Source organism: Brevibacterium sp. FAM 27836 (genome assembly GCF_051351055.1).
Taxonomy (GTDB): Bacteria; Actinomycetota; Actinomycetes; order Actinomycetales; family Brevibacteriaceae; genus Brevibacterium.
Map to the genome: position 1 here is coordinate 1324918 of NZ_CP195711.1, position 25604 is coordinate 1350521.

Annotated in this window: 21 protein-coding genes; 5 read left to right on the forward strand and 16 right to left on the reverse strand. The window is 66.1% G+C overall.

All coding sequences use genetic code 11. The annotated features are described in order from the left end of the window. The first annotated feature begins 86 nt into the window (after positions 1-86). Both ACSE4D_RS06065 and ACSE4D_RS06070 read left to right on the forward strand, forming a co-directional pair. Positions 87-1085: a hypothetical protein gene (locus ACSE4D_RS06065; RefSeq protein ID WP_135540743.1), complete on the forward strand. Its 999-nt coding sequence runs from the start codon at positions 87-89 to the stop codon at positions 1083-1085. Positions 1086-1258: 173 nt separating this feature from the next. Continuing rightward, positions 1259-1711 (forward strand): pyridoxamine 5'-phosphate oxidase family protein, encoded by a 453-nt coding sequence (locus tag ACSE4D_RS06070; protein WP_135540741.1) that lies wholly within the window; start codon positions 1259-1261, stop codon positions 1709-1711. A gap of 88 nt (positions 1712-1799) precedes the next feature. Here ACSE4D_RS06070 and ACSE4D_RS06075 read toward each other — a convergent pair whose 3' ends face one another. Then, entirely contained in the window at positions 1800-2678 is an 879-nt protein-coding gene (locus ACSE4D_RS06075) for a glycerophosphodiester phosphodiesterase (protein WP_135540739.1), read from the reverse strand. 266 nt (positions 2679-2944) lie between these two features. On the opposite strand from ACSE4D_RS06075, the gene ACSE4D_RS06080 reads away from it, so the two are divergent. Then, positions 2945-4438, forward strand: a complete 1494-nt coding sequence (locus ACSE4D_RS06080) for an alanine/glycine:cation symporter family protein (protein ID WP_135540737.1) — start codon at positions 2945-2947, stop codon at positions 4436-4438. 378 nt (positions 4439-4816) lie between these two features. Here ACSE4D_RS06080 and thpD read toward each other — a convergent pair whose 3' ends face one another. The 13 genes from thpD to ACSE4D_RS06145 all read right to left on the reverse strand — a co-directional run bounded on the left by thpD (position 4817) and on the right by ACSE4D_RS06145 (position 22196). Next, a complete protein-coding gene (gene thpD, locus ACSE4D_RS06085; protein ID WP_135540735.1) occupies positions 4817-5725 on the reverse strand; it encodes an ectoine hydroxylase in 909 nt (302 codons plus the stop codon). A 232-nt stretch (positions 5726-5957) separates the two neighbouring features. Then, on the reverse strand, positions 5958-6365 hold the full coding sequence (locus ACSE4D_RS06090) for an ectoine synthase (protein ID WP_135540734.1): 408 nt from the start codon (positions 6363-6365) through the stop codon (positions 5958-5960). 167 nt (positions 6366-6532) lie between these two features. Next, complete coding sequence (ectB, locus tag ACSE4D_RS06095; protein ID WP_135540732.1) at positions 6533-7837, reverse strand: diaminobutyrate--2-oxoglutarate transaminase; 1305 nt, start codon at positions 7835-7837, stop codon at positions 6533-6535. Between the two features lie 161 nt (positions 7838-7998). Further along, entirely contained in the window at positions 7999-8394 is a 396-nt protein-coding gene (gene ectA / locus ACSE4D_RS06100; RefSeq protein WP_240689937.1) for a diaminobutyrate acetyltransferase, read from the reverse strand. Between the two features lie 383 nt (positions 8395-8777). Then, a complete protein-coding gene (locus ACSE4D_RS06105) occupies positions 8778-10253 on the reverse strand; it encodes an L-serine ammonia-lyase (protein ID WP_436326793.1) in 1476 nt (491 codons plus the stop codon). Positions 10254-10463: 210 nt separating this feature from the next. Further along, entirely contained in the window at positions 10464-10862 is a 399-nt protein-coding gene (gene gcvH / locus ACSE4D_RS06110; RefSeq protein ID WP_135540726.1) for a glycine cleavage system protein GcvH, read from the reverse strand. Positions 10863-10962: 100 nt separating this feature from the next. Continuing rightward, positions 10963-12234: a glycine cleavage system aminomethyltransferase GcvT gene (locus ACSE4D_RS06115; RefSeq protein WP_426936764.1), complete on the reverse strand. Its 1272-nt coding sequence runs from the start codon at positions 12232-12234 to the stop codon at positions 10963-10965. Beyond that, complete coding sequence (gcvP, locus tag ACSE4D_RS06120) at positions 12234-15167, reverse strand: aminomethyl-transferring glycine dehydrogenase (protein ID WP_436326794.1); 2934 nt, start codon at positions 15165-15167, stop codon at positions 12234-12236. Before gcvP ends, ACSE4D_RS06115 begins: the two co-directional genes overlap by 1 nt. 718 nt (positions 15168-15885) lie before the next feature. Then, positions 15886-17175 carry an MFS transporter gene (locus ACSE4D_RS06125; RefSeq protein ID WP_436326795.1) on the reverse strand — a complete coding sequence of 430 codons (1290 nt, stop codon included), beginning with the start codon at positions 17173-17175 and terminating at the stop codon, positions 15886-15888. Positions 17176-17235: 60 nt separating this feature from the next. Continuing rightward, positions 17236-18318, reverse strand: coding sequence for a phosphotransferase family protein (locus ACSE4D_RS06130; protein WP_436326796.1), 1083 nt, complete (start codon positions 18316-18318; stop codon positions 17236-17238). Continuing rightward, complete coding sequence (locus tag ACSE4D_RS06135; protein WP_425119702.1) at positions 18315-19577, reverse strand: acyl-CoA dehydrogenase family protein; 1263 nt, start codon at positions 19575-19577, stop codon at positions 18315-18317. Before ACSE4D_RS06135 ends, ACSE4D_RS06130 begins: the two co-directional genes overlap by 4 nt. Next, on the reverse strand, positions 19574-20353 hold the full coding sequence (locus ACSE4D_RS06140) for an SDR family oxidoreductase (protein ID WP_425119703.1): 780 nt from the start codon (positions 20351-20353) through the stop codon (positions 19574-19576). The genes ACSE4D_RS06135 and ACSE4D_RS06140 overlap by 4 nt, the downstream gene beginning before the upstream one ends. Before the next feature lie 109 nt (positions 20354-20462). Next, positions 20463-22196 (reverse strand): class I adenylate-forming enzyme family protein, encoded by a 1734-nt coding sequence (locus ACSE4D_RS06145; RefSeq protein ID WP_426936768.1) that lies wholly within the window; start codon positions 22194-22196, stop codon positions 20463-20465. Between the two features lie 350 nt (positions 22197-22546). Here ACSE4D_RS06145 and ACSE4D_RS06150 point away from each other — a divergent pair, with 350 nt between their 5' ends. Beyond that, on the forward strand, positions 22547-23161 hold the full coding sequence (locus ACSE4D_RS06150; RefSeq protein WP_436326797.1) for a TetR/AcrR family transcriptional regulator: 615 nt from the start codon (positions 22547-22549) through the stop codon (positions 23159-23161). A 324-nt stretch (positions 23162-23485) separates the two neighbouring features. Here ACSE4D_RS06150 and ACSE4D_RS06155 read toward each other — a convergent pair whose 3' ends face one another. Continuing rightward, positions 23486-24280, reverse strand: a complete 795-nt coding sequence (locus ACSE4D_RS06155; protein WP_426936770.1) for an SDR family oxidoreductase — start codon at positions 24278-24280, stop codon at positions 23486-23488. Positions 24281-24452: 172 nt separating this feature from the next. On the opposite strand from ACSE4D_RS06155, the gene ACSE4D_RS06160 reads away from it, so the two are divergent. Beyond that, the gene (locus ACSE4D_RS06160) at positions 24453-24605 is read left to right on the forward strand and encodes a hypothetical protein (protein ID WP_426936771.1); all 153 of its coding nucleotides are present in this window, start codon (positions 24453-24455) and stop codon (positions 24603-24605) included. 22 nt (positions 24606-24627) lie between these two features. On the opposite strand, the gene ACSE4D_RS06165 is transcribed toward ACSE4D_RS06160, so the two are convergent. Further along, complete coding sequence (locus tag ACSE4D_RS06165; protein WP_426936772.1) at positions 24628-25371, reverse strand: alpha/beta fold hydrolase; 744 nt, start codon at positions 25369-25371, stop codon at positions 24628-24630. Positions 25372-25604: the final 233 nt, after the last annotated feature.

Below are 25604 nucleotides of genomic sequence, written 5' to 3' on the forward strand. Positions count from 1 at the left end.
ACTTCCCGCGGGTCGGGGCGAGGCCCGACCACGGAAACCGCCCATCGAAAATAGCAAGGTACCTGGCTTTATGGAATCATGACGGCATGAGCCCAACCCCGAACGATGCCACGGGAGCCGCAGACGATGAGGCTCCGCAGACCGCTCCCGCACCCGTGGACGACAAGACTCTGTCGATCACGGTCGGCGCTTTCGTCGTCTTCATCGCGACCTGGATCGGTTCGAAGATGGCGGGCACGGCCCTGCCTTCGGCTGGTTTCGGCGGGACCGATCTCCGTCTCGCCCAGATCGTGCTCGTCCTCGTCGCCGGAGTCGCCGCCGTCCTCCTCGGGCGCAGCCTGAAGTCGATTCCGCGCAGCGTCTTCCTCGTCATCACCGTCTTCTACTTCGCGTTCGCCGCTCTGGCCGCGGTCTTCACCGGTCAGTTCACGAGCGTCGAAGTCGAATCACGATTCTTCGCCATCGTCCGCCTTGTTCACTTCATCGCCGACCTCATCTATCCGCTGATCGTCGCCCAGGTTCTGGCCGTCACGGTCTCACGAGTCGGGGCTGCGCTCGGTGGCACAGACGTCGACGCGGACTCCGCCGGCACAGACACAGGACGCCTCGAGCAGCGTGCGGCCCGCAGCGGCAGAGCCGCCGCGATCGTCCTCTTCGCCGTGGTCGCCGTCATCATCGTCGTGTGGATTCTGCGCCAGCCGATCACGGCTGAACCATTGCTGTCGCAGTCCGGTGATGTTATCGGCGCCGTTGCCGCAGCCCTCGGCTCTGTCGCCGCGGTCTATGCTCTCCGCGCGGTCGCGGTCGCCCGCTCACTGCCGGCAGAGCAGCCGGCCGTGGGACGCGACCTCAGCCGCACCCGCCCTCACCTGGCGCACACCCTCACCTTCCTCACGATCGCCGCGGGCCTCTACCTCTGCCGCCAGTACGCCATCACCTCCGTCGACTTCGGCGCCGGCCTCGGCGGCGGCTACCCATTCGGGCCGGTGGGCCTGCTCGTGTTCACGATCGGCAGTTTCGGTCTCGCGGTCATCACCTTCGACGCGGTGACGCAGCGCCGGAAGGCCCCCGCCGACCCGAAGTGAACGCACCTCGCCGAGGCGGGGCCGCCTCGGTGAGGGTGAGCGCGTTCCTGAGACCGTGCGATCCGATTGGCGGCACCCTCTTCCCCTGCCCGCGACATTCTTCTACAATATGTAGAAATCAGTGGTGAGGGTGCCGCTTCCGGTATCCGCCCCTGCCGAACGGGAGGCCGACGATGAACGCCGAATCAACCTGGACGCTCGATGCCAAGGAATGCTGGGAACGCCTGCGATCGACTTCTGTCGGCCGCCTTGCCGTCATCGTCGACGAGGCCCCGGAGATCTTCCCGGTGAACTTCGTCGTCGAACATTCCGCGCTCGTCATCCGCACCGGAGAGGGCACCAAGGTCGACGCCATCCGCAGCCGCCCGCGCGTCGCCTTCGAGATCGACGGGCTTGAGGCGGGCACCGCGTTCAGCGTCATCGTCAAGGGCGATGCGAAGACGATCAGTGCTCCCGACGAGCTGCGCGACACCGTCTCCCTCGACGTGTCCCCGCTGCAGCCGGGAACGAAGAATCACTTCATCCGGATCCTCGCCGAGGAGGTCACCGGGCGGTCCTTCCCCGTGACCGATCCCTCGACGTGGGAGACGGAGCTCAGCCACGTGGCCCGCGCACCCCACGAATGACCGTGGCCGGGCCCTCGCATCGTGACGCTCTGAGCCTTCGCGTCCTGTTGCGCTGAGGGCTGCGCTCTGAGCCCTCGCATCCTGGAGTTCAGAGGGCTTCGACGATGTCGACGAGGCGGTCGGGGGTGTTCGTGATGATGCCGTCGGCACCGATGTCGATGGCACGATCCATCCCCGCGGGCTCGTCGACCGTCCACACCAGGCTCGACATGCCGAGCTCGTGGATCATCATGAGGAATTCCGGGTCGGCGGCGCAGAATTCGGGGTTGATCTGGTCGACCCATTCGGCGAAGTCCTCGAGTTCATCCGGGCACGGGCGGCCGAGCACCCCGACGGGGACCTCGGGTGCCAGGGCGTGGAATTCGCGGATGAACGCCCAGTTCGCCGACTGGACGACGAGCATGCCTGCGGCCAGGGCCCGGTCGAGATAGTTCGGCAGAGCGCGCAGGGCGGACACGATCGCTGCGGCGATTCCCGGATAGCGTTCGGGATGTTTGACCTCGAGCAGCAGGCCGGTGCGTGTGTCGTGGACGAGGGTGAGCACCTCGGCGAGGCGCGGCACACGGATCCCCGCGAACTCCTCCCCCTTCCATCCGCCGGCATCGAGCGTGGCGATCTGCGCGGCGTTCATCCCGCCGATGGACCGGTCGGTGCGATTCGGGTAGAGCGTGCGGGCGTCGGTGGTGCGGTCGACGGTCGCGTCGTGCATGATGACGAGCTCACCATCGGCGCTCATGTGCACATCGGTCTCGATCATGTCAGCCCCCTGGTCGATGCCGGCCATGAATGCGGGGATCGTGTTCTCCGGCCAGTTCGCCGACGCGCCGCGGTGGGCGATGACCAGGGGCGGGACGCGGACCCGGGCGGGATCGGGCACGGCTGCAGACTGATCATCGGGGCGATGGGTCCTCGCCCTCGAGCGGCGAGGCGCGGGTTCGGCGGTGGGGGTGAGAAGGGTGATGGGCATTTCAGAACTCCTCTGCGGAGACTTCCGGGGTGGCCACAAGGCGTCGTGACGACGTCCGAGCATTGAGTGCAATGGCGGCCAGAATAGTCTCGGCGAGCAAGTTCCCGATGATGGGCGGGTGGACGGGACGTGAATCATGGATTTGCACCCCCTGAGGGCTGGCTGCGTTGGGCATAAGTGGCAGACTGAGGTGGAAGACAGGTGGAACCCGTGCTGTCGCCGGGCAGGACCCACAACGCATTGCCAGATGAAGGAGACACAGTTCGATGGAGATGCTCCAGAGCGCCTTTGACAGTATCGACACATTCTCGTCATACATTCTCGTTGCGGTCCTGATCCCCACGGGCCTGTATTTCACCATCCGCACGGGCGTGGTCCAGCTGCGGCTGCTGCCCGAGATGTTCCGCACGCTGGTCGAACCCGGTGGACGGGACCCCGAGGGCAATCGGAACATCTCTCCGTTCCGCGCCTTCTCCATCTCCGCTGCCTCCCGCGTGGGCACAGCGAACATCGCCGGTGTGGCACTGGCGATCTCGCTCGGCGGTCCCGGCGCGATGTTCTGGATGTGGCTGACAGCGATCGTCGGCGGTGCCACGGCCTTCGCCGAGTCCGCCCTCGGACAGCTCTACAAGCTCAAGGACGGCCCGAACTTCCGTGGAGGTCCGGCGTACTACATCAGGCACGGGCTGAAGATGAAGAAGCTCGGGCTGATCTTCGCGGTGATCGTGGCCATCACCTACGGCATCGTCTTCAACACGGTGCAGTCGAACTCCATCGTCGACGCGGTGGGAACATCATTCGGCGTCGAAGATTCCAACTTCATGTTCACCGCGATCACCGGACTGGTCATCGCCCTCGGCGCTTATGCGATCTTCGCCGGTGGAGCCAAGCGCATCTCGAACGTCTCCGCCTACCTCGTGCCGATCATGGCCGGCGTGTACCTCATCGTCGGGATCATCGTCGTGGCGATGAACATCGAAGCCGTTCCGGGGATGATCGGCACCATCTTCACCGACGCATTCAGCATGCATTCGATCTCCGGCGGAGCGATCGGCTCGATCATGCTCGTCGGCGTGCAGCGCGGCCTGTTCTCCAATGAGGCCGGCATCGGCTCGGTGCCGAACGCCGCGGCGACCGCCTCGGCTTCTCACCCGGCCAAGCAGGGCTTCGTGCAGGCGCTCGGCGTGTACTTCGACACGATCCTCGTGTGCTCAATCACCGCGTTCATCATCCTGCTGTCAAACCCCGAGTACGGCAGCTCGGCCGAAGGCATGCAGCTGACCCAGACCGCGCTGAGCGGACAGCTTGGCCAATGGGCCATCCACTTCCTCACCTTCGCGATCTTCCTCTTCGCGTTCTCGTCGATCCTCGGCAACTACTACTACGGCGAGGCCAATATCGAGCACCTGACGACGAGCAGAACGGCGCTGCGCGTCTACCAGGTCATTGTCATGGTGGCCGTATTCATCGGGTCCATCGCGGCGCTCGACATCGTCTGGAGTGCGGCAGACATCTTCATGGCGATCATGGCGCTGATCAACCTGTTCGCCCTGCTCATGCTCTCGCCACTGGTGTTCCGAATCCTGAAGAACTACACGGACCAGCGTCGTGCCGGACAGGAACCGATCTTCCGGCGCACCGACCTGCCGACCTTCAAGTACATCAACACCGACGTCGACGCCTGGGACGGTGAGGACGAGGTCACCACGACGAAATTCTGGCAGGATCGCGGCAAGAAGGTACGCTCCGACAGCGAGTGATGCCGCGAGCATTCTGCTCCAACTAGCACGTCGGGCGCCCCGTACACGGGAGCGCCCGACGTGTATTCACACCCCGGATTTCAACAGGAGGTTCCGATGAGTGTTGACCGCTCGGAATTGGCGGACATCCTCGCCGAGGCGACCGGCTGGTCGGTCACGGCCGGTCCATCGGATCATTCGAAGGATCCCGCGGGGTGATGCGGGGGACAGACCTGAGGATCATCGAGTAGTCGCGATGCGTCGAGTTCCTCCGAGAGTGCAAAGGAGCCCGGCGCCGCTACTGCGGCACCGGGCCCCACTTGTGCTGATGCGCTCACTCCACGGCCTGTGTCAGGCATGCGCGAGGCATCAGCGGCCGAATTCTTTGCGCGCGAGGCGTCAACGGCCGGCAGGCGTGAAGTCCGTGCTGCCGACGAACTCCGGACGCGGCTTCGGCGCGGCGTAGGGCTCCACGCAGGCATTCTCCACCGAGTTGTACACGATGAAGATATTCGAGCGCGAGAACGGAGTGACGTTGCCGTTCGACGCATGCATGCAGTTGGAGTCGAACATGATCGCTCCGCCGGCCGCACCTTCAAGCACGTCGATGCCGTATGCGTCGGCGAAATCAGTGAGAGTCTGACGATCCGGGGTGCCTGCACCCTGCATGATGAGCGACTTCCGATAGTTGTCCTCGGGAGTGCCTCCCACACAGCTGATGTAGCGCTTGTGCGAGCCGGGCATGATCATCAGCGGACCATTGTATGAGTAGTTGTCCGTCAGCGACAGCGAGAGACTCACCGCGCGCGGAGCGGGCATTCCGTCCTCGGCATGCCAGGTCTCGAAGTCCGAATGCCAGGAGAACTCCTTACCCACGAATCCCGGCTTGTAGTTGATTCGGCTCTGATGGATATAGACATCGCTTCCGAGGATCTGACGTGCGCGGTCGACGAGACGCGGATCGTTCGCGATCTTTCTGAAGATCTCATTGGTGCGATGGATGTCGAATATCGACCGGACCTCGTCGGACTCGGCTTCGACGACGGTGCGCTCATCGGCCTTCACCTCGGGGTCGTGCGAAAGCCTGTGGAGCTCGTCAGTGAAGAGTCTGAGTTCTTCGGGGGTGATGAGCTGATCGATCGTCAGATAGCCCGTGTCCTCGAAGTGCTTGAGCTCCGCCGCCTCGAGGGGGCCGTCTTCGGGGGAACCGAAGACGATCGGACCCGTGCGCGGGAGAACCTCAGTGGTCTCGCCGGAGCGAGTCGGATAGAGATCTGTGGCTGCGGTCGCAGTGGACACTGCGGTCATCAATTCTCCTTCCTTCGCTATGTGCCGTCTGCCGGAGTGATGGCGTGAGCGCTCATCGCCCCCGCAGATCGGGTTGTGCCGCCACCGTAACAGGAGGACGTCGTCACCGGCACCCCGGGTGGAGCCAAAACGAAGGGCGGCTCGAGCGATCAATCGCCCGAGCCGCCCTTCGGCGTCACGGTGCCTCAGCAGTCGATCTCAACGATCGGCCGCCTCGGCGAGTGGAACTCGATCAGTTCGCGGGTGCCGCTTCGTCTTCGACGATGAGCGGGTACACGCCGTTCTCGTCGTGGACCTCACGCCCGGTGACCGGCGGGTTGAACACGCAGGCCAAGCGCAGCTCTTCCTCGGCGACGACGGTGTGCTTCTCGTTTCCGTCGAGGAGGTACATGACGCCGTCGTGGAGCGGGTATTCCTTCCCGGTCTCCAGGTCGGTCAGCGTTCCCTTGCCCTGCACGCAGTACACGGCTTCGACGTGGTTCTGGTAGTGGAACGTCGAGGTGGTTCCTGCGTAGATCACGGTGTCGTGGAACGAGAATCCGACGCGCTCCTTGCCGAGCACCATGCGACGGCTGCGCCAGGTCTCGGACTTCACATCGCGGTCGGTGTCATTGAGGTCATCGCGGTTGACTACGTACATTCGTGGTCCTTTCGTGAAAGGTCGGGGAAAGTTCAGGTGATGGGTCACGGACTCCCGTCGCGTTTCGACGGTGCCCGCCGACCCGGCTGAGCCATCGAACCGGAGTTCGGTTCGGCCCACAGCTCGGGCCGGCGCCACGGTTGCGGCGCCGGCCCGGCAGAGGTGAGTCAGGCCAGTGCGGCCTCAGCAGCGGCGGGAGCGAACTTGGCCACTCCGGCCTCGATGATGTCCAGGCCCGCCTGCAGATCGCGCGAGTCGATCGTCAGCGGCGGCATGATCTTGATGACCTCGTCCTGGGACCCTGAGGTCTCGAGGAGCAGGCCCTTTTCGAAGGCGTATGCTGCAACCTTCTCGGCCACTTCGGCGTCTTCGAAGTGGAGGCCGGCCAGCAGTCCGCGGCCGCGGATGGTGGCGCCCTCGGCCTTCTCGACGATGCCGTCGAGGCGCTGGTGCAGCTCGGCGATCGTGTCGGCGAGTTCGTTCTGGAAGGAGTTGTCGGCCCAGAAGTTCTTGATCGCGGCGGTGGCGGTCACGAACGCGGGGTTGTTTCCGCGGAAGGTGCCGTTGTGCTCGCCGGGCTCCCAGACATCGAGCTCGGGACGGAACAGGGTCAGAGCCAGGGGCAGACCCGAACCGGAGATCGACTTCGACAGGCAGACGATGTCGGGCTCGATGCCGGCCTCTTCGAAGCTGAAGAACGAACCGGTGCGGCCGCAGCCAGCCTGCACGTCATCGACGATGAGGAGGATGTCGTGCTTCTTGGTCAGCTCGGACAGAGCGCGCAGCCATTCGGCGCGAGCGGCACGCAGGCCGCCTTCGCCCTGGACGGTCTCGACGATGACTGCGGCGGGCTTGTCGACGCCCGAACCGGAGTCTTCGAGGACCTTCTCCAGCCACAGGAAGTCCGGCGTCTCACCATCGAAGTAGTCGTCGTAGGGGATCTTCGAGCTGTTGGTCAGCGGGATGCCTGCGCCTTCGCGCTTCATCGAGTTGCCGGTCACCGACAGCGATCCCAGGGTCATGCCGTGGAAGGCGTTGGTGAACGAGAGCATGTGCTGACGTCCGGTGACCTTGCGGGCGAGCTTGAGGGCTGCCTCGACGGTGTTGGTGCCCGTCGGACCGGGGAACATCACCGAGTAGTCGAGTCCGCGCGGCTTGAGGATGAGGTCCTGGAAGGTCTGGAGGAACTCACGCTTGGCCGGGGTCTTCATATCCATCGAGTGGAGGACGGCACCCGACTGCAGGTATTCGATGAGCGGTCCCATCACTGCCGGGTTGTTGTGGCCGTAGTTGAGTGCGCCGGCACCGGAGAAGAAGTCGAGGTATTCGTTGCCGTCCTCGTCCCACTGCTTCGCGCCCTGCGAGCGGGCGAAGGTGGCCGGCCAGGAGCGGCAGTAGCTGCGAACGGCTGATTCGCGGGTTTCGAAGATGTCGGGCTTGCCAGAAGGTGTGGTCGTGGAGCTTTCGGTCATCGTTGGAGTCCTTTCGACTTCTTGATTGTGCGGCTGCATCGTGTGCAGCCGCCGAGGCGGTGGTCGCAGTCGCTCATGGCGAGCGATCTCTTCCGCCTCCTGACGCCGGCCGCGGCCTCTCCCGTGCACCGGGGGTCCGCGCAGCGCCGTGGTGGGGCTCGTTACAGCGGTGCGATCTCGTAGAGGTACTCGGTGTCGTGGCCGTCCGGGTAGAGGTCCGGGGTGAACAGCGGGCGACGGTCGAAACCGGCCCCGCGCTGCTCGGCGAACGCCTGGAACAGGCGGTTGGACGCCGCGTTGTCCGCGGTGATCGTCGTCTCCAGGCGGAGAGCGCCGGTGTGGTCAGCCAGCTCATGGAGCATGGTGGAGGCGAGTCCGTGACCACGGAACTTCTCATCGACTGCGACCTGCCAGATCATCAGGGTGTCCGGGTTCTCCGGACGGGTGTACCCGGTGATGAAGCCGGCGGGCTCTCCGTCGATCCGTGCGATCACCGAGGTCTCCGCGAAGTCGCGGCACCACAGCAGGTACGAGTACGAGGAGTTCAGATCGAGCACGGCTGTGTCTTTCGCGAGCCGCCATAGATGTTGTCCGTCCTCCAGCTCGGGAGTCCGGACGTCGGTTTGCGTCTTCGGTTCAGCGAGTGCGTTAATCACGCCAATAAACCTAGCGGCATGAGATTGAGCGTCAACCCCGAACCCGTCTAATCAGGGGCACTTTGACAACGATCAGCGCCGCCTGCCGGCATGTAACAGACCCGGCCTTCCCCATGGCATCTCTGGGATGTGACGGGGGGCTCCTTCGCGCTCATGACGGGCCGGATGTTCGTTATCGTTTCGTTACATTTATCGACTTCTGGAACTTGGGTTCCACGTGTTCCACGTCACCATCATCGAATTGGGACAGCAAGGAATCCTGCTGGCCGACGCCCCGGCGGCCCTCAGCACTCGACGACGTTGACGGCGAGGCCGCCGAGCGCTGTCTCCTTGTACTTCGAGGACATGTCGGCACCGGTCTGGCGCATCGTCTCGATGACCTCGTCGAGGCTGACCCGGTGCTGGCCGTCGCCCCACAGCGCCATGCGGGAGGCGTTGATCGCCTTGCCTGCCGCGATCGCATTGCGTTCGATGCAAGGGACCTGCACGAGCCCGGAGATCGGGTCGCAGGTCAGGCCCAGGTTGTGTTCCATCGCGATCTCGGCGGCGTTCTCCACTTGCTCGGGCGTACCGCCCATGACCGCGGCCAGTCCCCCGGCCGCCATCGACGAGGCGGATCCGACCTCACCCTGGCAGCCGACCTCGGCACCGGAGATCGACGCGCGTTCCTTGTAGAGGACGCCGATCGCCGCCGCAGTGAGCAGGAAGTCGATGATGGCTCGGTGCTTCGCGGCTTCGCCGCCTTCGGCCACAGACGGCACGTAGTTGAGCGCGTAGTGCAGCACGGCCGGGATGATCCCGGCTGCCCCGTTCGTCGGCGCGGTGACGACGCGTCCGCCCGAAGCGTTCTCCTCGTTGACGGCCATGGCGATGAGGTTGACCCATTCGAGGTAGTACCCCGGATCGTGGTTCGGGTCCTCGGCCTTGAGCTTGAGATACCAGTCGTGGGCGCGCCGGCGGACCTTGAGCCCGCCGGGCAGGTAGCCGGAACGGTCCAAGGACGCCGAGGCGCACTCCTCCATCACCGAATAGATGTGGAGCAGCCCGTGCCGGATCTCGTCCTCGTCCCACATCGACAGTTCGTTCGCGTGCATGATCTCGGCGATCGACATGTCGTTCTCGCGGCAGCGTTCGAGCAGTTCGGCCCCGGAATGGAACGGGTACGGCAGCTCTTCGCTGTAGGACTCGAGTTCGGCTTCGACGACCGAATCGGCGACGGCGAATTCCGAACTCTCGGGACCGTCTTCGGCCCCCGCCTCGGCGGACTTCTCCTTCTCGAGGAATTCGGTCTCCGAGGTGACGAACCCGCCGCCGACGGAGTAGTAGGTCTCTTCGGCCAGGGTCTGGCCCGTGGAGTCGAAGGCGGTGATGGTCAGGGCGTTCGTGTGGCGCGGGAGGACGGTCAGCGGCCGCTTGACCATGTCGTCTTCGGTGAGGGCGATCTCGACTCCGTTGCCGGTGGAATCGCCGAGGATGATCGTCCCGGTCTCGGACATCCGTGTCCGGCGGGCGGTGAGTTCGTTGGCTTCGATGAGGTCCGGTCGGCAGCCTTCGAGGCCGATGAGGATGGCGTCGAAGGTTCCGTGGCCGGCACCGGTGGCGGCCAGGGATCCGAACACGTCGACGTGCAGGTCCGCAACGGATCCCAGCGCATCGCCGAGGAGGTGGATGAAGCTCGAGCCCGCTCGCATCGGTCCGACGGTGTGCGAGCTCGAGGGTCCGATGCCGACGGTGAAGAGGTCGAAGACACTCAATGGCATGGCAATCACTTCGTTTCTGGTGGGATGACGACGGGGCCGGCCGAAGGACCGGGCACGCTCACATGCCCGGCGAGCCGGTGCGGACGCTGACGCCCGCACCGACCTCGACCGACCCCGATCTGAGGGTGTTTCCGCGACCGGGCGTGCACACGCATGTGCTCGCCGCCGATCCCGGGAGGTTTCCCCGAGTACCCCGCGTAGGGGTGTGGCTCAGAGAGAGTTCGCCTCGGCGTAGGCGGCGGCGTCCATGACTTCGCCGACTTCGGTCACGCTGACCTCGAACAGCCAGCCCTCGCCGTAGGGGTCGGAGTTGAGCAGTCCGGGTGAGTCCACGGCCGCCTCGTTGATGGTGACGACCTCACCGGACACCGGGGTGTAGAGGTCGGACACGGACTTCGTCGATTCGACCTCTCCACAGGTCTCACCAGCGGTGATCGTGTCGCCGACCTCGGGCAGGTCAACGTAGACGACCTCGCCGAGGGCGTCGGCGGCGACCGCCGTGATGCCGACCTTGACGGTCGTGCCGACGAGCGCATCGGCGGCGCCGTCGACCCACTCGTGCTCGGCCGAGTAGGTGTATTTTTCAGGGAGTGGGGGCAGCTGTGCCATGTTTCTTCCTTCTCTGCGGCCCCCGGCAGACAGCGGGGGCCGCGACGTTGTTGTGGCAGGTGAGACCAGTGTACGAGTCACCGGCTTCGCCCGAGTGAACTCAGTTCGACGGGCGTTTGTAGAACGGCAGTTCGGTGACGGTGAAGTCGTGCGCCTTGCCGCGGATGTCCACGGTCACAGCGGTTCCCACCTCGGCGGCGGACCGGTCGACATAGGCCAGAGCGATGGGGTGGCCGAGGGTCGGCGAGGGCTGACCGGAGGTGACGGTGCCGACCTCGGTGCCGTCGACGGACACGGCGGCGCCGGAGCGTGCGGCTCGGCGTCCCTCCGAGGTCAGTCCGACGAGCACGCGCGGCGGTTCGGTCTGCCCGAGCGCGGCCAGAGCCTCACGGGCGAAGAAGTTCTCCTTCGTCTTGAACCCGATCATCCGGCCCAGCCCCGCGTCGTAGGGCGTGGTGTTCTCGTCGAGTTCGTTGCCGTAGAGCGGCATTCCCGCTTCCAGGCGCAGCGAGTCGCGTGCGGCCAGCCCGCACGGCACGAGCCCGTAGTCGACGCCCGAGGTCACCAGGGTCTCCCACAGGCGGGCGGCGCCGATGTTCGGGGCATAGAGTTCGAACCCGTCCTCACCGGTGTACCCGGTGCGAGCGAGCATGAGGTCGATCCCGGCGATCGTCAGCGGCATCCACGCGTAGTACTTGAGTTCGCGCACGGTCTCACCGATGGTGACCGTGTCCGCCTCCGCCGAGGCGGCTGACCCCTCGGCATCGCCGGTGGCCTCGGCCTTCGCCGGGTCGCCGGCCCCGGTGCGCGGACCGAATTCGCCATGAGCGCTCTCGTCGAGGGCGCGGAGGATGATCGCCTCCGAGTTCGGTCCCTGCACGGCGATGAGAGCGGTGGCGTCGGACTCGTCGACCAGATGCACATCGGCCCCGGGGGCCTCGTCCCGGACGAAGGCCTGGACCCGGTCCTTGAGGGCTGCGACCACGGCGGGCGTGTTCGAAGCATTGGGGACGATGAGGAATTCCTCCTCGCCGATGCGGTAGGTGATGAGGTCGTCGAGGATGTACCCGCCCTCGTTGACGAGGACACCGTACCTGGCCTTGCCGATCTTCATCTTCGAGTACTTCGCCACGAGCGCGTAGTCGAGGAAGGCGGCGGCGTCCGCACCGCTGATGCGCACCTCACCCATGTGGGAGAGGTCGAAGAGGCCGGCGGCCTCGCGCACGGCACGGTGTTCGGCGAGTTCCGAACCGTACTTCAGCGGCATGTCCCAGCCGCCGAAGTCGGTGAACGAGGCACCGAGTTCGGCGTGGATCGCGTGCAGCGGGGTCTCTTTGGTCTGGGCGTTGGCGCCCTGCGTGTTCTCAGTCATCACTTGTCCTCTTCCTCGAACTCTTCGAAGGCCTCTGGCGGCGGGCAGGAGCACACCAGATTGCGGTCGCCGTAGGCTCCGTCGATGCGGCTGACGGGCGGGAAGTACTTCGTCAGGCGCAGCCCGGGTGCCGGGAACACCGCGGTCTCACGGCTGTACTTGCCGTCCCAGCCATCCATCACGACGGTCGCCGGGTGCGGGGCTCCGACCAGCGGCGATTCCTCGTAGGAGTACGACGTGCCGATCTCGTCGATCTCGGCGCGGATGGTGCGCATCGCTTCGATGAAGCGGTCGAGTTCGGCCTTGTCCTCGGATTCGGTCGGTTCGACCATGAGGGTGCCGGGCACCGGGAACGCCAGCGTCGGAGCATGGAAGCCGAAGTCGATGAGACGCTTGGCCACATCCTCGGCGGTGACTCCCGTCGCCGAGGTGATCGCGCGCAGATCGAGGATCGTTTCGTGGCCGACGAGGCCGTTCTCCCCCGAGTAGAGGATCGGGTACACGTCGCCGAGCTTCTTCGCGAGGTAGTTCGCGCCCAGCAGCGCGGCCCGGGAGGCTTCGCGCAGGCCTTCGGCGCCCATGAGCTCGAGGTAGGCGAAGCTGATGGGCAGGACGCCGGCGGAGCCGAACATCGATCCGGAGATCGGCAGTTCCTTGGCGTTCGGATCCCCGGCGACGAGCTCGGCGGAGGTGGCGTCGCCGGGCAGATACGGGGCGAGGTGTTCGCGCACGGCGACCGGTCCGACACCGGGCCCGCCGCCTCCGTGCGGGATGCAGAAGGTCTTGTGCAGGTTGAGGTGGGAGACGTCGCCGCCGAACTCACCGGGTTTGGCGAGTCCGACCATGGCGTTGAGGTTCGCACCGTCGACGTAGACCTGGCCGCCGGCGGCGTGGACCTTCTCGCACACCTCGCGCACCTGCGGTTCGAAGACACCGTGGGTGGAGGGGTAGGTGATCATGATGCCGGCGATCTTGCCTTCGTGCTTGGAGATCTTCGCATCGAGATCGTCCATGTCCACCGATCCGTCGTCAGCGGTGCCGACGACCTGGACCTGCAGTCCTGCGAGCACCGCGGAGGCGGCGTTCGTGCCGTGCGCCGACTGCGGGATGAGGACAACGGTGCGGGCGTCATCGCCGTTGGCGACGTGGTAGCTGCGGATGGCGAGCAGTCCGGCCAGCTCGCCCTGGGAGCCGGCATTGGGCTGCAGAGACACGCGGTCGTAGCCGGTGACAGCGACGAGCGAGTCCTCGAGGCGGCTGATGAGGGCGCGCCAGCCCTGCGTCTGCTCGGCCGGGGCGAAGGGGTGGATGGAGGCGAATTCCGGCCAGGTGATGGATTCCATCTCTGCTGCGGCGTTGAGCTTCATCGTGCACGAGCCCAGCGGGATCATCGTCCGGTCCAGGGCGAGGTCCCGGTCGGCGAGGGTGCGCAGGTAGCGCATCATCGAGGTCTCGGAGCCGTGGGCACTGAAGACGGGGTGGGTGAGGAATTCGGTGTCGCGGTGGAACTTCGCGTCGAATGCGGGTTCGGGCACGGCGTTGGCACCGAAGGTCCCCGCCGAGGCGGCTTCGAACTCGGACTCATCGACTCGGGCGTAGATGCCCAGAGCCTCGAGCAGACCGTTGACATCGGCGACCGTGTGGGGTTCGCCGAAGGAGACGCCGACGGTCGTGCTGTCGATGACGCGGATGTTGAATCCGGCCTGGTCGGCGACGGCGCGGGCAGCTTCGGCATCGGCCACACGCAGGGCGACGGTGTCGAAGAACTCCCAGGTGGCCACCTCGGCGCCGGGGGCGGTATCCGCGGCACCTGCGAACGCGCGGGCGAGCCGGTGGATGCGGGAGGCGATGCGGGTCAGGCCGATGGGGCCGTGGTAGACGGCGTACATCGAGGCGACATTGGCCAGCAGGGCCTGGGCGGTGCAGATGTTGGACGTCGCCTTCTGGCGGCGGATGTGCTGTTCACGGGTCTGCAGTGCCAGACGGTAGCCGGGCTTGCCCTGAGCGTCCTTGGAGACTCCGACAAGCCGGCCGGGCAGCTGACGTTGGAGACCGGACCTCACGGCCATGAAGCCGGCGTGGGGTCCGCCGAAGAACAGGGGCACACCGAAGCGCTGGGCCGAGCCCACGGCGATGTCGGCGCCCTGGCTGCCCGGCTCCTTGAGCAGGGTCAGCGCGAGCAGGTCGGCTGCAAAGGTGACGAGCGCACCGCGGTCGTGAGCGCCGGTGACCGCCTCGGAGAAGTCGCGGATGGCACCGGTGGTGCCGAGCTGAGCGCAGACGATGCCGAAGATGTCTTCGCCGACGAGGCCTTCGGAGAGGTCGGCGACGGTGATGCGGAAGTCCATGGCCTTGGCGCGGGCGCGGACGACGGCGATGGTCTGCGGGTGGAGTTCGGAGTCGAGGACGACGGTCGTCCCCTTCTTCACGGCTCGACGCATGAGCAGGACCGCCTCGGCGACGGCGGTGGCCTCATCGAGGAGGGAGGCGTTGGCGATGTCGAGGCCGGTGAGGTCCTGGACGACCTGCTGGAAGTTCAGCAGCGCTTCGAGCCGCCCCTGGGAGATCTCGGGCTGGTAGGGGGTGTAGGCGGTGTACCAGGCGGGGTTCTCGACGAGGTTGCGGCGGATGACGGCCGGAGTGATCGTGTCGTAGTAGCCCTGGCCGATGAGCTGGGTGCGCATGACGTTCTGGCCGGCGAGGTCGCGCAGGTCATTGAGGACGTCGAATTCGGAGCGGCCCTCAGGCAGGTCGAGCTCTTCGTTCTGGATCGAGTCCGGGACGGCGGAACTGGAGAGCGCGGACAGGGAGTCATAGCCGAGTTCGGCGAGCATGGCCGTGACATCGTCGGTGCGCGGGCCGATGTGGCGGTCGGAGAAGGGGCGTGCGGTGTCCCCTGTTGCCTGCGTCGTGTGGGCGAGTGAACTGGTCAATTGCCGTCCTAGGGTCGGTGTCGCGCCCACCGAGTTCGGAGGACGCAGCGATCACTGAGAGTCCTCCCCGATCTGTCGGAGCTGCTGCCTGCCTGTCCTCTTGTCGACGACGTGTCGCGTTCGCGAGTGTCGCCTCGGTGAGGTGGCCGGTCGGCTCCTTCAGAATTGCCTGCAATCGGTGGTACTGGGCCTGAGAGTTTCCCGGGGAGGGAATTGCACCTACGGCGCTGCTCGGTGTCTGCTGCTTCTGCGTCGGCCGGTGCTCCAGCGATGGCTGGGGCGTGCCCGTTCCCGCGCAGTCGCGGCTGCCCGGCAGCTCTCCCACGTCATGTCTTAGCGGCGTATGAAGTTGTGTGCAGAACCTGCACGGATCTGCGCAGCGCCCGTCAGGACTCGCGGCGATGTCCGCGTGGAACCGCACCGCGCCTGCTGGCTCTGCGCCTCTGATTCTAGTGAATGAAATCACCCCCGACAAACCTCGAGTCCAGGCGCCGGTCGGCGGCGCCGCCAGCCCGCGCATCGCCCGCGCATCGGCGCTCGCCGAGCCCCGGGGCGAGCGCCGAAGCACGGGCCTGTGCCCCGCCCACTCGCCGACAAACGGGTCTGCGCCCCGCCCACTCGCCGAGAAACGGGGCGAGTGCCGAGAAACGCATGCGTGCACGAGTGTTTCGGTCATCAACCCGTTTGTCGGCAGAGGTGTCGCCTGCCCACGACCGGCTCAGATCGCGTTGAGGTCCTTGCCTTTGGTCTCGGGCAGCTTCACCACGGCGACGATCGTTGCAAGACACAGTAGGATCACCCAGCCGCTGGAGAGCCAACTGAGGTCAAGCGAGTTGAACAGCCCGTTGAGGTAGGGCGCCGTTCCGCCGAACACCGCCACGGACACCGAGTAGGCGAAGCCGATGCCCTGGGTGCGCACCTTCGTCGGGAACGCTTCGGACAGCACGGCCGAGAGCAGAGCACCCGCCATCGAGACGACGAGCAGCGCCAGCGTCGATGCGATGAACAGAGACCAGCCGGTGTCGCTGATCATGCCCATGAGCGGATACTGCAGGATCCCCATGAGCACACCGAAGCCGATGAGCACCGGGCGACGGCCGATCCGGTCGGACAACAGTCCCCAGAACGGCAGCGACACGAGGGCGATGATCTGCGCCCCGACTGTCGCCCAGTAGGCGGTCTGGGCATCCATGCCGCGTTCGGTGATCGCCAGCGTCGAGGCATACGACGTCCATGTGTAGTGGGCGGCGGTGATGCCGGAGGTCATGAGCACGACGAGGACGATGGCGCGGGCGACCCGCCCCCGGTCGACGGGCACGGGCGCGACGGCCTCCGCCTGATCATCGGCTTCGAATACGTCGCTTTCGACCATGCCGCGGCGCATCCAGAGGGCGACGAGAGCGAGCAGGCCGCCGAGGGCGAACGGGATCCTCCATGCCCAGTCGCTGACAGCGGCCTCGGAGAAGACATTCGTGATGACCCCGCCGACCGTGTAGGCGAGCACCGAGCCGCCGTAGATGGCGACGAAGACGATAGAGCCCCAGAATCCGCGGCGGCGCGGCGGGGCGATCTCGGCGATATAGGAGTTCGCCGTCGCCGATTCGCCGCCGTGGGCGAAGCCTTGGGCCACCCGCACGAGGAGGAGGATGAGCGAGGCGAAGACCCCGATCTGTCCGTAACCGGGCAGGACGGCGATGAGGAACGAGCCGCCGGCCATGATGAGCATGGTGAAGATGAGGACGAACTTCCGGCCCTTGACGTCGGCGATCCTGCCGAACACGATGCCGCCGAGTGGTCGCATGAGGAATCCGACGGCGAAGACACCGAGGGTTGCGAGGACGGATGAGACCTTGTCCTCACTGTTGAACATCGCTGCCGCGATGAACGGGGTGAACACCGCGTAGGCGCTCCATTCGTACCATTCGAGGACGTTGCCGATGGTGCTTGCGACGACGGATCGCCGCTTGAGCTGCAGAGGCACCTTTGTCTCTGCGGTCGTGACGGTCATGGCTTCCTTTCCACTGCTTCTTCGGGGTGGTGGTTCTGAACTGCTCTGATCTGCTCTTTTCTAGGCGATGGCGCCTGTGATGGCGTCGGCCGCCTCGATGAGTTCGGGCACTCCGGTCTCCAACGCCCCGGTGAATCCGCCGGCCGCTGGCGCCTCCCCAGCCAGCCATCGGGTGTAGATCGCTTCGCTGAAGATCGCCGCCTTCCACAGGGCGAAGGCTTCATACCAGGGCAGCACGGACAGGTCGAGCCCGGTCTTCTCCGCATACCGGGCGGCGAGTTCGGCCCGGCTGAGGAACCCCGCTTCCGCGGTCACGGGGGTCAGGTCCATGACCGTGCGAGTGTGCTCGCGATCCGTATACGTAGCCAGGAAGTATCCGAGATCGGCGAGCGGATCACCCAGAGTCGACATCTCCCAATCGAGGATCGCCGCCACCTTCACCGGCGAGGATGACGCGATCATGGCGTTCCCGGCCCGATAGTCGCCGTGGACGACCGCATGTGCCTGAGTGACCGGAATGTTCGCAGCCAACCACTCGCCGAGGCGGCTCACCTGCGGCAGGGAACGCTGAGTGTTCTTCTCCCACAGGGCAGAGAACAGCTTCACCTGACGCTGCAGGTAGCCGTCGGGGCGGCCGAGCGCGGCCACTTCGGGAACGGTGACGTCGACGGAGTGGAGATCGACGAGGCGGTCGATGAGGGCTTCGCTCAGCGCTTGCCGGTCGGCCGTCTCGGCGAGGAAGTCGGGCAGGGTGTCGGTGACGACGGTGCCCGGCACGAAATCCATGACGTAGAACGGCACGCCGAGGACCGATTCGTCCTCGCACACGTGGTGGATCGTCGGCACCGCCACGCCCTGGCCGCGCAGCACCTGCTGGATCTTCGCCTCTCGGACCATGTCATGGGTTGATTTCGGAATCGGCGGCCTGGGTCCACGTCTCAGCACCACGTCGATGTCATCGCGGCGGATCCGGAAGGTGACATTCGACTGGCCTTCGCCGATGCGGTCCCAGCGGACGGGGCCGGTCCCGATGCCGTGGGCGTCGAGGTAGTCGGTGAGGACGTCGACGATGAGCAGCGGAGGAGCCGACAGTGCGCGTGCCTCGGCGACGGTGGCGACGACGTCGATGAGCTTCTCGGTCATCGGGCCTCCTCTACGATGTCGAGGCGCGGCGCTCCGGCTGCGACCTGCCGACGGCGCTTCGACGAGGCGCGGCGGGAGATCGCGAACTTATGCGTCTCCGTCGCTCCGTCGTAGATGCGGAACGGGCGGACGTCATTGAGGTACTGGATGAGCGGCAACCGGTCGGAGACCCCGTCACCGCCGGTGAGCTGGATGGCACGGTCGATGACGCGGTAGACGGCCTCTGAACAGTAGACCTTCGCGATGGAGGACCGGGAGTTCGCTTCCTTCGCGTCCGTGTCGAGTACCTCGGCGGTCTTCGTGATCATCGCATCGGAGGTCTCGATGTCGATGACCGACTGTGCGATGAGCTCCTGCGCGAGCCCCTGACGGGCGAGGATGTCGCCGAAGGCTTCACGGTGCTCGGCCCGGTCGAGGGCGGTGTCGAGTGCGCGGCGGGCCAATCCCAACCAGCGCATGCAGTGGGTGAGCCGGGCCGGTGCGAGTCGCACCTGCGCGTAGGCGAATCCCTTGCCGGCTTCGCCGAGGATCGCCGAGGCGGGCACGCGCACCTCGTCGAAGTGGACGTAGGGGTGGCCGCCGGCGATCGTGCGGTCGACGGTATGGATCGGCTTACCGACCGTCACCCCGGGAGTGTCCCGATCGACGAGGAACATCGTAGCCGCCTGGCCCTTCTTCGCCTGCGCGGCACCGGAGCCGTCGGTCGCGGAGCCGTCGGCATCCTCGGGGTCGGTGGCGGCCATGACGATGAAGAAGCTGCACAGCTCGGCCCCGGAGATGAACCGCTTGTCCCCGGTGATGACCCAGTCGTCGCCGTCTCTCACTGCGCGAGTAGTCAGTGCCGAGGGGTCGGAACCCGTGCCAGGGTGGGGTTCGGTCATCGCGAAGGAGGACCGCACATCGCCACCTGCCAGGGGTGCGAGGTAGCGTTCTTTCTGCTCCTGCGTGGCGATCTGGGCGAGCATGTGCATATTGCCTTCGTCGGGTGCCATGCAGCCCAGCACGGCGGGCCCGATCGGCGAGTATCCGGCTTCCTGGAAGATCGGAGACCAGAATTCGGTCGGCACTCCCTGGCCGCCCCATTCCGTGGGCACATGCGGGGCGAAGACACCGGCATCCTTCGCTTTGGCCTTGAGCTCAGCCAGGACCGCCTCGTCGAGGTAGTCGCCGGGGTAGGGCTCGGCCGGGATGACGACCTCGTGGATGAACGTGCGGGTGCGGGACCGCAGCTGCTCGACCTCTGCCGGGATCCGGCTCATGCTGTGCCTCCTGCTGTGATGAGTCCGCCATCGGCGGTGAGAATCTGGGCGGTGATCCAGTCGGCATCCGACGAAGCCAGGTAGGCTGCGGCGGCACCGATGTCCTCGGGCGCTCCGAGCCGGCCGACCGGGTACGCGGCGGCGACCTCAGCTTCCCTGCCTTCGTAGAGGGCGGTGGCGAAGCGGGTCTTGACGACGGCCGGGGCGATGCCGTTGACGCGGATATCGGGCCCGAGTTCGACGGCGAGGGTCTTGACCAGGTGGGCGACGGCGGCCTTCGAGACGCCGTACATACCGATGCCTTCGCTCGGGTTCTGTCCGGCGACAGAGGAGATGGACAGGATCCTGCCCTTGTTCTCCTTGAAGTGCAGTCCGTCGTGGCCGATCGCACCCTGGATCCAGGCGAGCGTTCCGAGCACGTTGACCTCAAGGATCTTGCGAGCCGCGTCGAGCTCGATTTCGGCGGTGTCCCCATAGACGGGGTTGATGCCGACATTCGTGACGAGCACGTCGAGGCGACCGAACTTCTCGGCGATCGTGTCGAAGACCTCGGCGCGGTGGGCCGCGTCATCGGATTTGCCGGCGATGCCCACGGCGGTGCCGGCGGGGAACTCAGCGACGGTCTCGGCCAGGGGCTCGGGCTTGCGGGCGGTGAGGACGACGGTCGCGCCTTCGGCCTGCAGACGCTGCGCGATGCCGAGGCCGATGCCGCGGCTGGCGCCGGTGACGAGGGCGACCTGGCCCTCGAAACGGCGTCCGGTCACTTGTTCGCTCATAGATTCTCCTGTGTTGCGGGTTGTCTGTCGGTGGTTGCCGCTCACGGCCGGTGGAGGTGGTTGCCTGTCAGTGACGGCGGGGCGGGCTGCCTCTGCGTCGGCACGGTTCTCAGTTCTGCGGGGCCGCCTCGGTGCCGGAATTGCGCAGCAGTCTGCGCTGGATCTTCCCTGTATGCGTCTTCGGCAGGTCGGACATGACGTGAACGATGCGCGGGTATTTGTAGGCGGCCAGGCGTTCCTTCGTGAACGCGATGAGCTCCTCGGGGGCGGCCTGCTGACCGGTGCGGAGGGAGACGTAGGCGACGACGGTTTCGCCGCGGTAGTCGTCAGGTTGGCCGACGACGGCGGCCTCGAGCACGGCCGGATGTTCGTAGAGGACGTCCTCGACTTCGCGCGGCCACACCTTGTAGCCGGAGGCGTTGATCTGATCCTTGATGCGGTCGACGAGGTAGATCCAGCCGGCGTCGTCCATGACACCGACGTCGCCGGTGCGCAGCCAGCCATCGTCGAAGGCCGCCTCGTTGGCTTCGGTTCGGCCGAGGTAGCCGGGTGTGACCTGCGGTCCGCGCAGCTCGAGTTCGCCGGCGGTGGTGTCGGTGATGACGGACCCGTCGGCGACGTCGACGATCCGCGCTTCCAACCCCGGGAAAGGCACCCCGATGGCCAGGGTGTCGGTGGCGGGGTCGACGGGTGCCTCGGTGTTCGGTGGGACACCGATGACCGCCGAGGCGGTTTCTGTCATGCCGTAGATGTTGTGGATGTAAAGGCCGAATCGGTTCCGGAACCGCTCCACGGTGGCCGGGGGCACCGGGGCGCCGCCGGAGTAGAGGTAGCGGACGCTTCTGAGGTCGTCGGCGGTGGCGGTCTCGTGTTCGAGCAGAGCGTTGTAGACGGTGATCGACCCGATCGTCACGGTCACCTCGTCTTCACGCATGGCCGTGACGATCTTCTCCGCACTGACGCGGCCGATGAAGTCGAGCGTGATCGGGTGGATGAGTGAGGTCGCTGCACACGCCACGGCTCCGGTGATGTGGAAGAGCGGGGCGATCGCGAGCATGACGTCACCCTCGCCAAGGCTCATCCACGCCCCGTACGAACGTGCCACAGCGAGGATGTTGCGGTGGGTGGCGATCGCCCCCTTGGCCGGGCCGGTGGTCCCGGACGTATAGGTGAGCAGGCCGGCATCGTCGAGGCCGGGCAGCAGGTCGGTGCGGTGGGTCGATGCGTCGGCGCGGTGGGCTGCGAGGACGTCGGACCACGCCTCGACGGTGATTCCGGGTTCGGGGCCGGCCGCCTCGGCGCCGGTGGACGTTGCGGGGGTCGCGCTTGCATCGGTCGAGGTGACGGTGGTGTCGCCGGCGTATTCGTCGTCGTTCGTCGTGAGCACCCAGGTCACGGAGCTGCCGGTCAGCGTTGTCCGGACCTGGTCGAGGTCGCCTTCGTCGCAGATGATCGCCGAGGCGGCCGAATCGTCGATGAGTGCGCGCAGTTCGCGGCCGCGGTACATCGGGTTGAGAACGAGGGGAATGACGCCGATCTTCCACGCCGCCAGCAGTGCCACGGCGAACTGCGGGACGTTCTGGAGGTAGATGCCGATGATCGACGATTTGTGCAGACCGCGGGCGAGGAATCCGCTGACCAGCGCTTCGGCTTCGCGATCGATGTCGGAAGTCGTGAAGGTTCGACCGCGGTAGAGGACGGCACGCTGGTTGGGTGAGGCCGCGACCCGGGCGCGCCACGCGTGGGCTGCGGATTCGTCGTGGATCTCCGGGTCTTGGCCGACTCCGGCGGGATAGATTCGCGTCCACACATGTGCCGTGGAAGCGGTGTCTTCGACTGCCATCAGGTGTCCGTCCTTCGTACCTCGTCGTACTCGGGCAGGTGGTGCCCTTCCGGCACTTTGACCCACCCGACCGATCGCTCGCTCGGTATTGAATGTATCGTAGGTCACGAAACGTTTCGGGCGCAAGAGGCGACCGAGCAGGCAGGCACGTGGCGGACGGAGCAAGCGCATGGTCGACTAGGCGGGCGTGTGGTCGACTAGCTGGGCGCGAATCAGTCGCGACGATCAGGCGAGAGCCTGTGCGAGGATTGCTGGGCACCTATTCGGGGATCCCCTGGGCATCTCCCCGCTGATTTGCCCGTAGATTAGAGATGACTTCAGACGATGCATTTGATGAGCAAGGACGACTCGTGAGCGACACATCCGCGACCCACTGGCGCAACTACGACACACCGCTGCTGTCGCCGATCCTCGACGCCGCACTCGAGCGATTCGTCACCGGAGGATTCCACGGGACGAGCATCCGACAGCTCGCCGGAGCCGCCGGCCTGTCGGTGCCCGGCCTCTATCATCACTTCGCGTCGAAGCATGCGATTCTCGCCGAGATCGACCGGCTGGCCATGGAGGACCTGTGGCAACGCAGCATCGCAGCCTTGGCCGATGGTCCGCAGACCCCGCTGGCGAGGTTCGACCGACTCGTCGAATGCCTGCTGCTCTTCCACGCCCACCAGTCGGCTTTGGCGTTCATCGCCTTCAGCGAGATCCGCGCCCTGCAGGGTCAGCACCGGCGGGCACACATCGCCGCCCGTGACCGGCAGCAGAAGCTGCTCGACGAGGTGCTCGAAGAGTGCGTCGCCGACGGCACCTTCGCAACGGAGCATCCTCGCGATGCGTCTCGGGCGATCACGACGATCTGCACGGGCGTGTCTCAGTGGTATCGCCCCGACGGCGAACTCGACCCGGCGGGGGTGGCGAAACGCTACGGCGAGATCTGCGCGCATGCGGCCGGGCTGCCGGCCGAGTAACCGAACTGCCGGCGGAGTAACCGGACTGCCGGCCGAGTACGACGAAGCAAGAGCTTGCGGACTCGCCGATGAATTGACCCTCGCAGCTGTCAGCCACAGAGAGAAATGGTCGCAATCGGATACTTTCAAGGGCTGAAATGTATCCGATTGCGACCACTGTTTGAGTCTTCGTGCCTCCGCGGCCCGGCAACGGCGACCTCAGGCGCTGTCCGCGCCGTCAGACGCCCCGCCGTCAGATGTCCGCGCTGTCAGACGCCCCGCCGTCGGAAGCCCCGCCGTCAGGCGCCCGCGCCGTCAGACGCCCGCGTGTCAGGCAGCCGTGTGTCAGGCGCTGCCGCCGGCGGTGATGACGCCGCCGTCGGCGGTGAGCACCTGGGCGGTGATCCAGTCGGCATCGGCCGAGGCGAGGTAGGCCACGGCCGCGGCGATGTCCTCGGGCGTACCGAGACGCTTGACTGGATACGCCGAGGCGACCTCCTCCTCGCGTCCTTCGTAGAGGGCGGTGGCGAAGTTCGTCTTGACCACGGCCGGAGCCACGGCGTTGACGCGGATATCGGGCCCGAGCTCGACGGCCAGGGACCTCGTCAGATGGGAGACGGCGGCCTTGGAGATTCCATAGAAGCTGATGCCTGGGCTCGGGCGCTCACCGGCGACCGAGGAGATGCTCACGATCCGGCCCTTGTTCTCACGGAATCCCAGCTTTTCGTGGTGGACGGCTCCCTGGACCCATGCGAGCGTGCCGAGCACGTTGACATCGAGGATCTTGCGAGCGGCGTCGAGGTCGAGGTCGATGAGCGGACCGTAGACGGGGTTGATGCCGACGTTGGTGACGAGCACGTCGAGGCGGCCGAACTTCTGGGCGATCGTGTCGAAGACCTCCGCTCGGTGCGCCGGGTCGTCGGATTTGCCGGCGATGCCGATCGCGGTGCCTTCAGGGAACTGCGCGACCGCCTCCTGCAGCGCCTCGGGCTTGCGGGCGGTGAGGATGACCGTGGCGCCTTCGTCGTTGAGGCGCTGCGCGATGCCCAATCCGATTCCGCGGCTGGCTCCGGTGACGAGGGCGACCTGTCCCTCGAAGCGGCGGCCCGAGCGGGGTGAGGTTTCGGTGCGATCTGACATAGATGAACTCCAATGTTCCTGTAGACGACGAGCGGCCCTCGCCGTGAAGCGAGCGTTCGTTCAGTGACCTGGTCTCATCGTATGCAGGTCTGCGACCGAAGACAAGGAGAATCTGGCGCATGCTCGGACGCGCCCGGCACCGACTGCGGGGACAATGGAGGAGTGAACCATCTTGAGCATCACCTCGGACTCCACTCCCGGGCATCCGCTGCTCCGAGCCTTCTCCCCGCTTTCGGTCGCGGCGCAGCGGATGATGGCCGCACGGTACGCCGAGGGGATGAAGCAGCTGCTCTCCTCGACCCTGGATCGTCACAGACGCAGCTGAGCCCCACACCGTTGCCCGCGGCTCAGACGCCGGTCCGCTGCAGAGTCCCGACGACACGGCGAACGGCCGCGACCACCTGGCTCGGCGCCTCCAAGTGCGGAGAATGCCCGCAGTCGTCGATCACTGTGACCGCAGCCTTCGGGAAGACGTGCTCCCACTCCTCGGCGTTGGCCGGAGTCCGCTTCTCATCGAGCCTGCCGTGCAGCACCTCGACCACCAGATCGCTCGACTGACCACTGGCGAGCAGGTCCAATTGCGCCTGACTGCGCAGGATCGAGGCCGCCGTAGCGGCTCCGGCGCGCCTGCTGAACTCGATCATGTCGTCGATCCAGCGCCGAGGCGCTCCCGGCGCCACGTTCTTGAGCGCGAAGCGCTCCCACACCTCGTCGGTCGGGCTCTCGCGCAGTGTCTGAAGGATCTGGTCCACAGCGCCGTGACCGATCACATTCGGACCCGAGTTGATGAGGACCAGCCCGGAGACCAGCTCAGGGTGGTTGAGTGCCGTGACCGCGGCAATGGTGCCGCCGGTCGAATGGCCGACGAGGATCGCCGGCCCTGTGCCGCCCCGGATTCTCTCTGCCACACAGTCTGCTGCACGAGGGATGTCGCAGTGGGGGACGTCGAGCATCCACTCGACGCCGTCAACGTCGAGCCCGTCGGCGCGAAGATCGGCATGGGCCCTCACAGCGTCGTATGACTTCGCCGACATCAGCGTCCCAGGCACCAGCAGAACTCGCTGTTCGGTCAGGCTCGGTTGTTCGTCCACACATTCATCATACGAATCACCTGCGAATTCTCCCTGGAGCTGGCCGCCCTGATTCGCGGTCGACCGCGCCCGAGGCGGTCGGAATCGGTCCATTCCCTGGGCTGCCGGGCTCCCTGGGCTGCCGACCCCTGGGCCGCCGGGCTCCCGGGTCTGCCGGACCCCCTGACCAGCACACCGTCAATACTCTAATCAGCAGTAATGCATGTACATTATTACTGTTTGCGTTATACGAT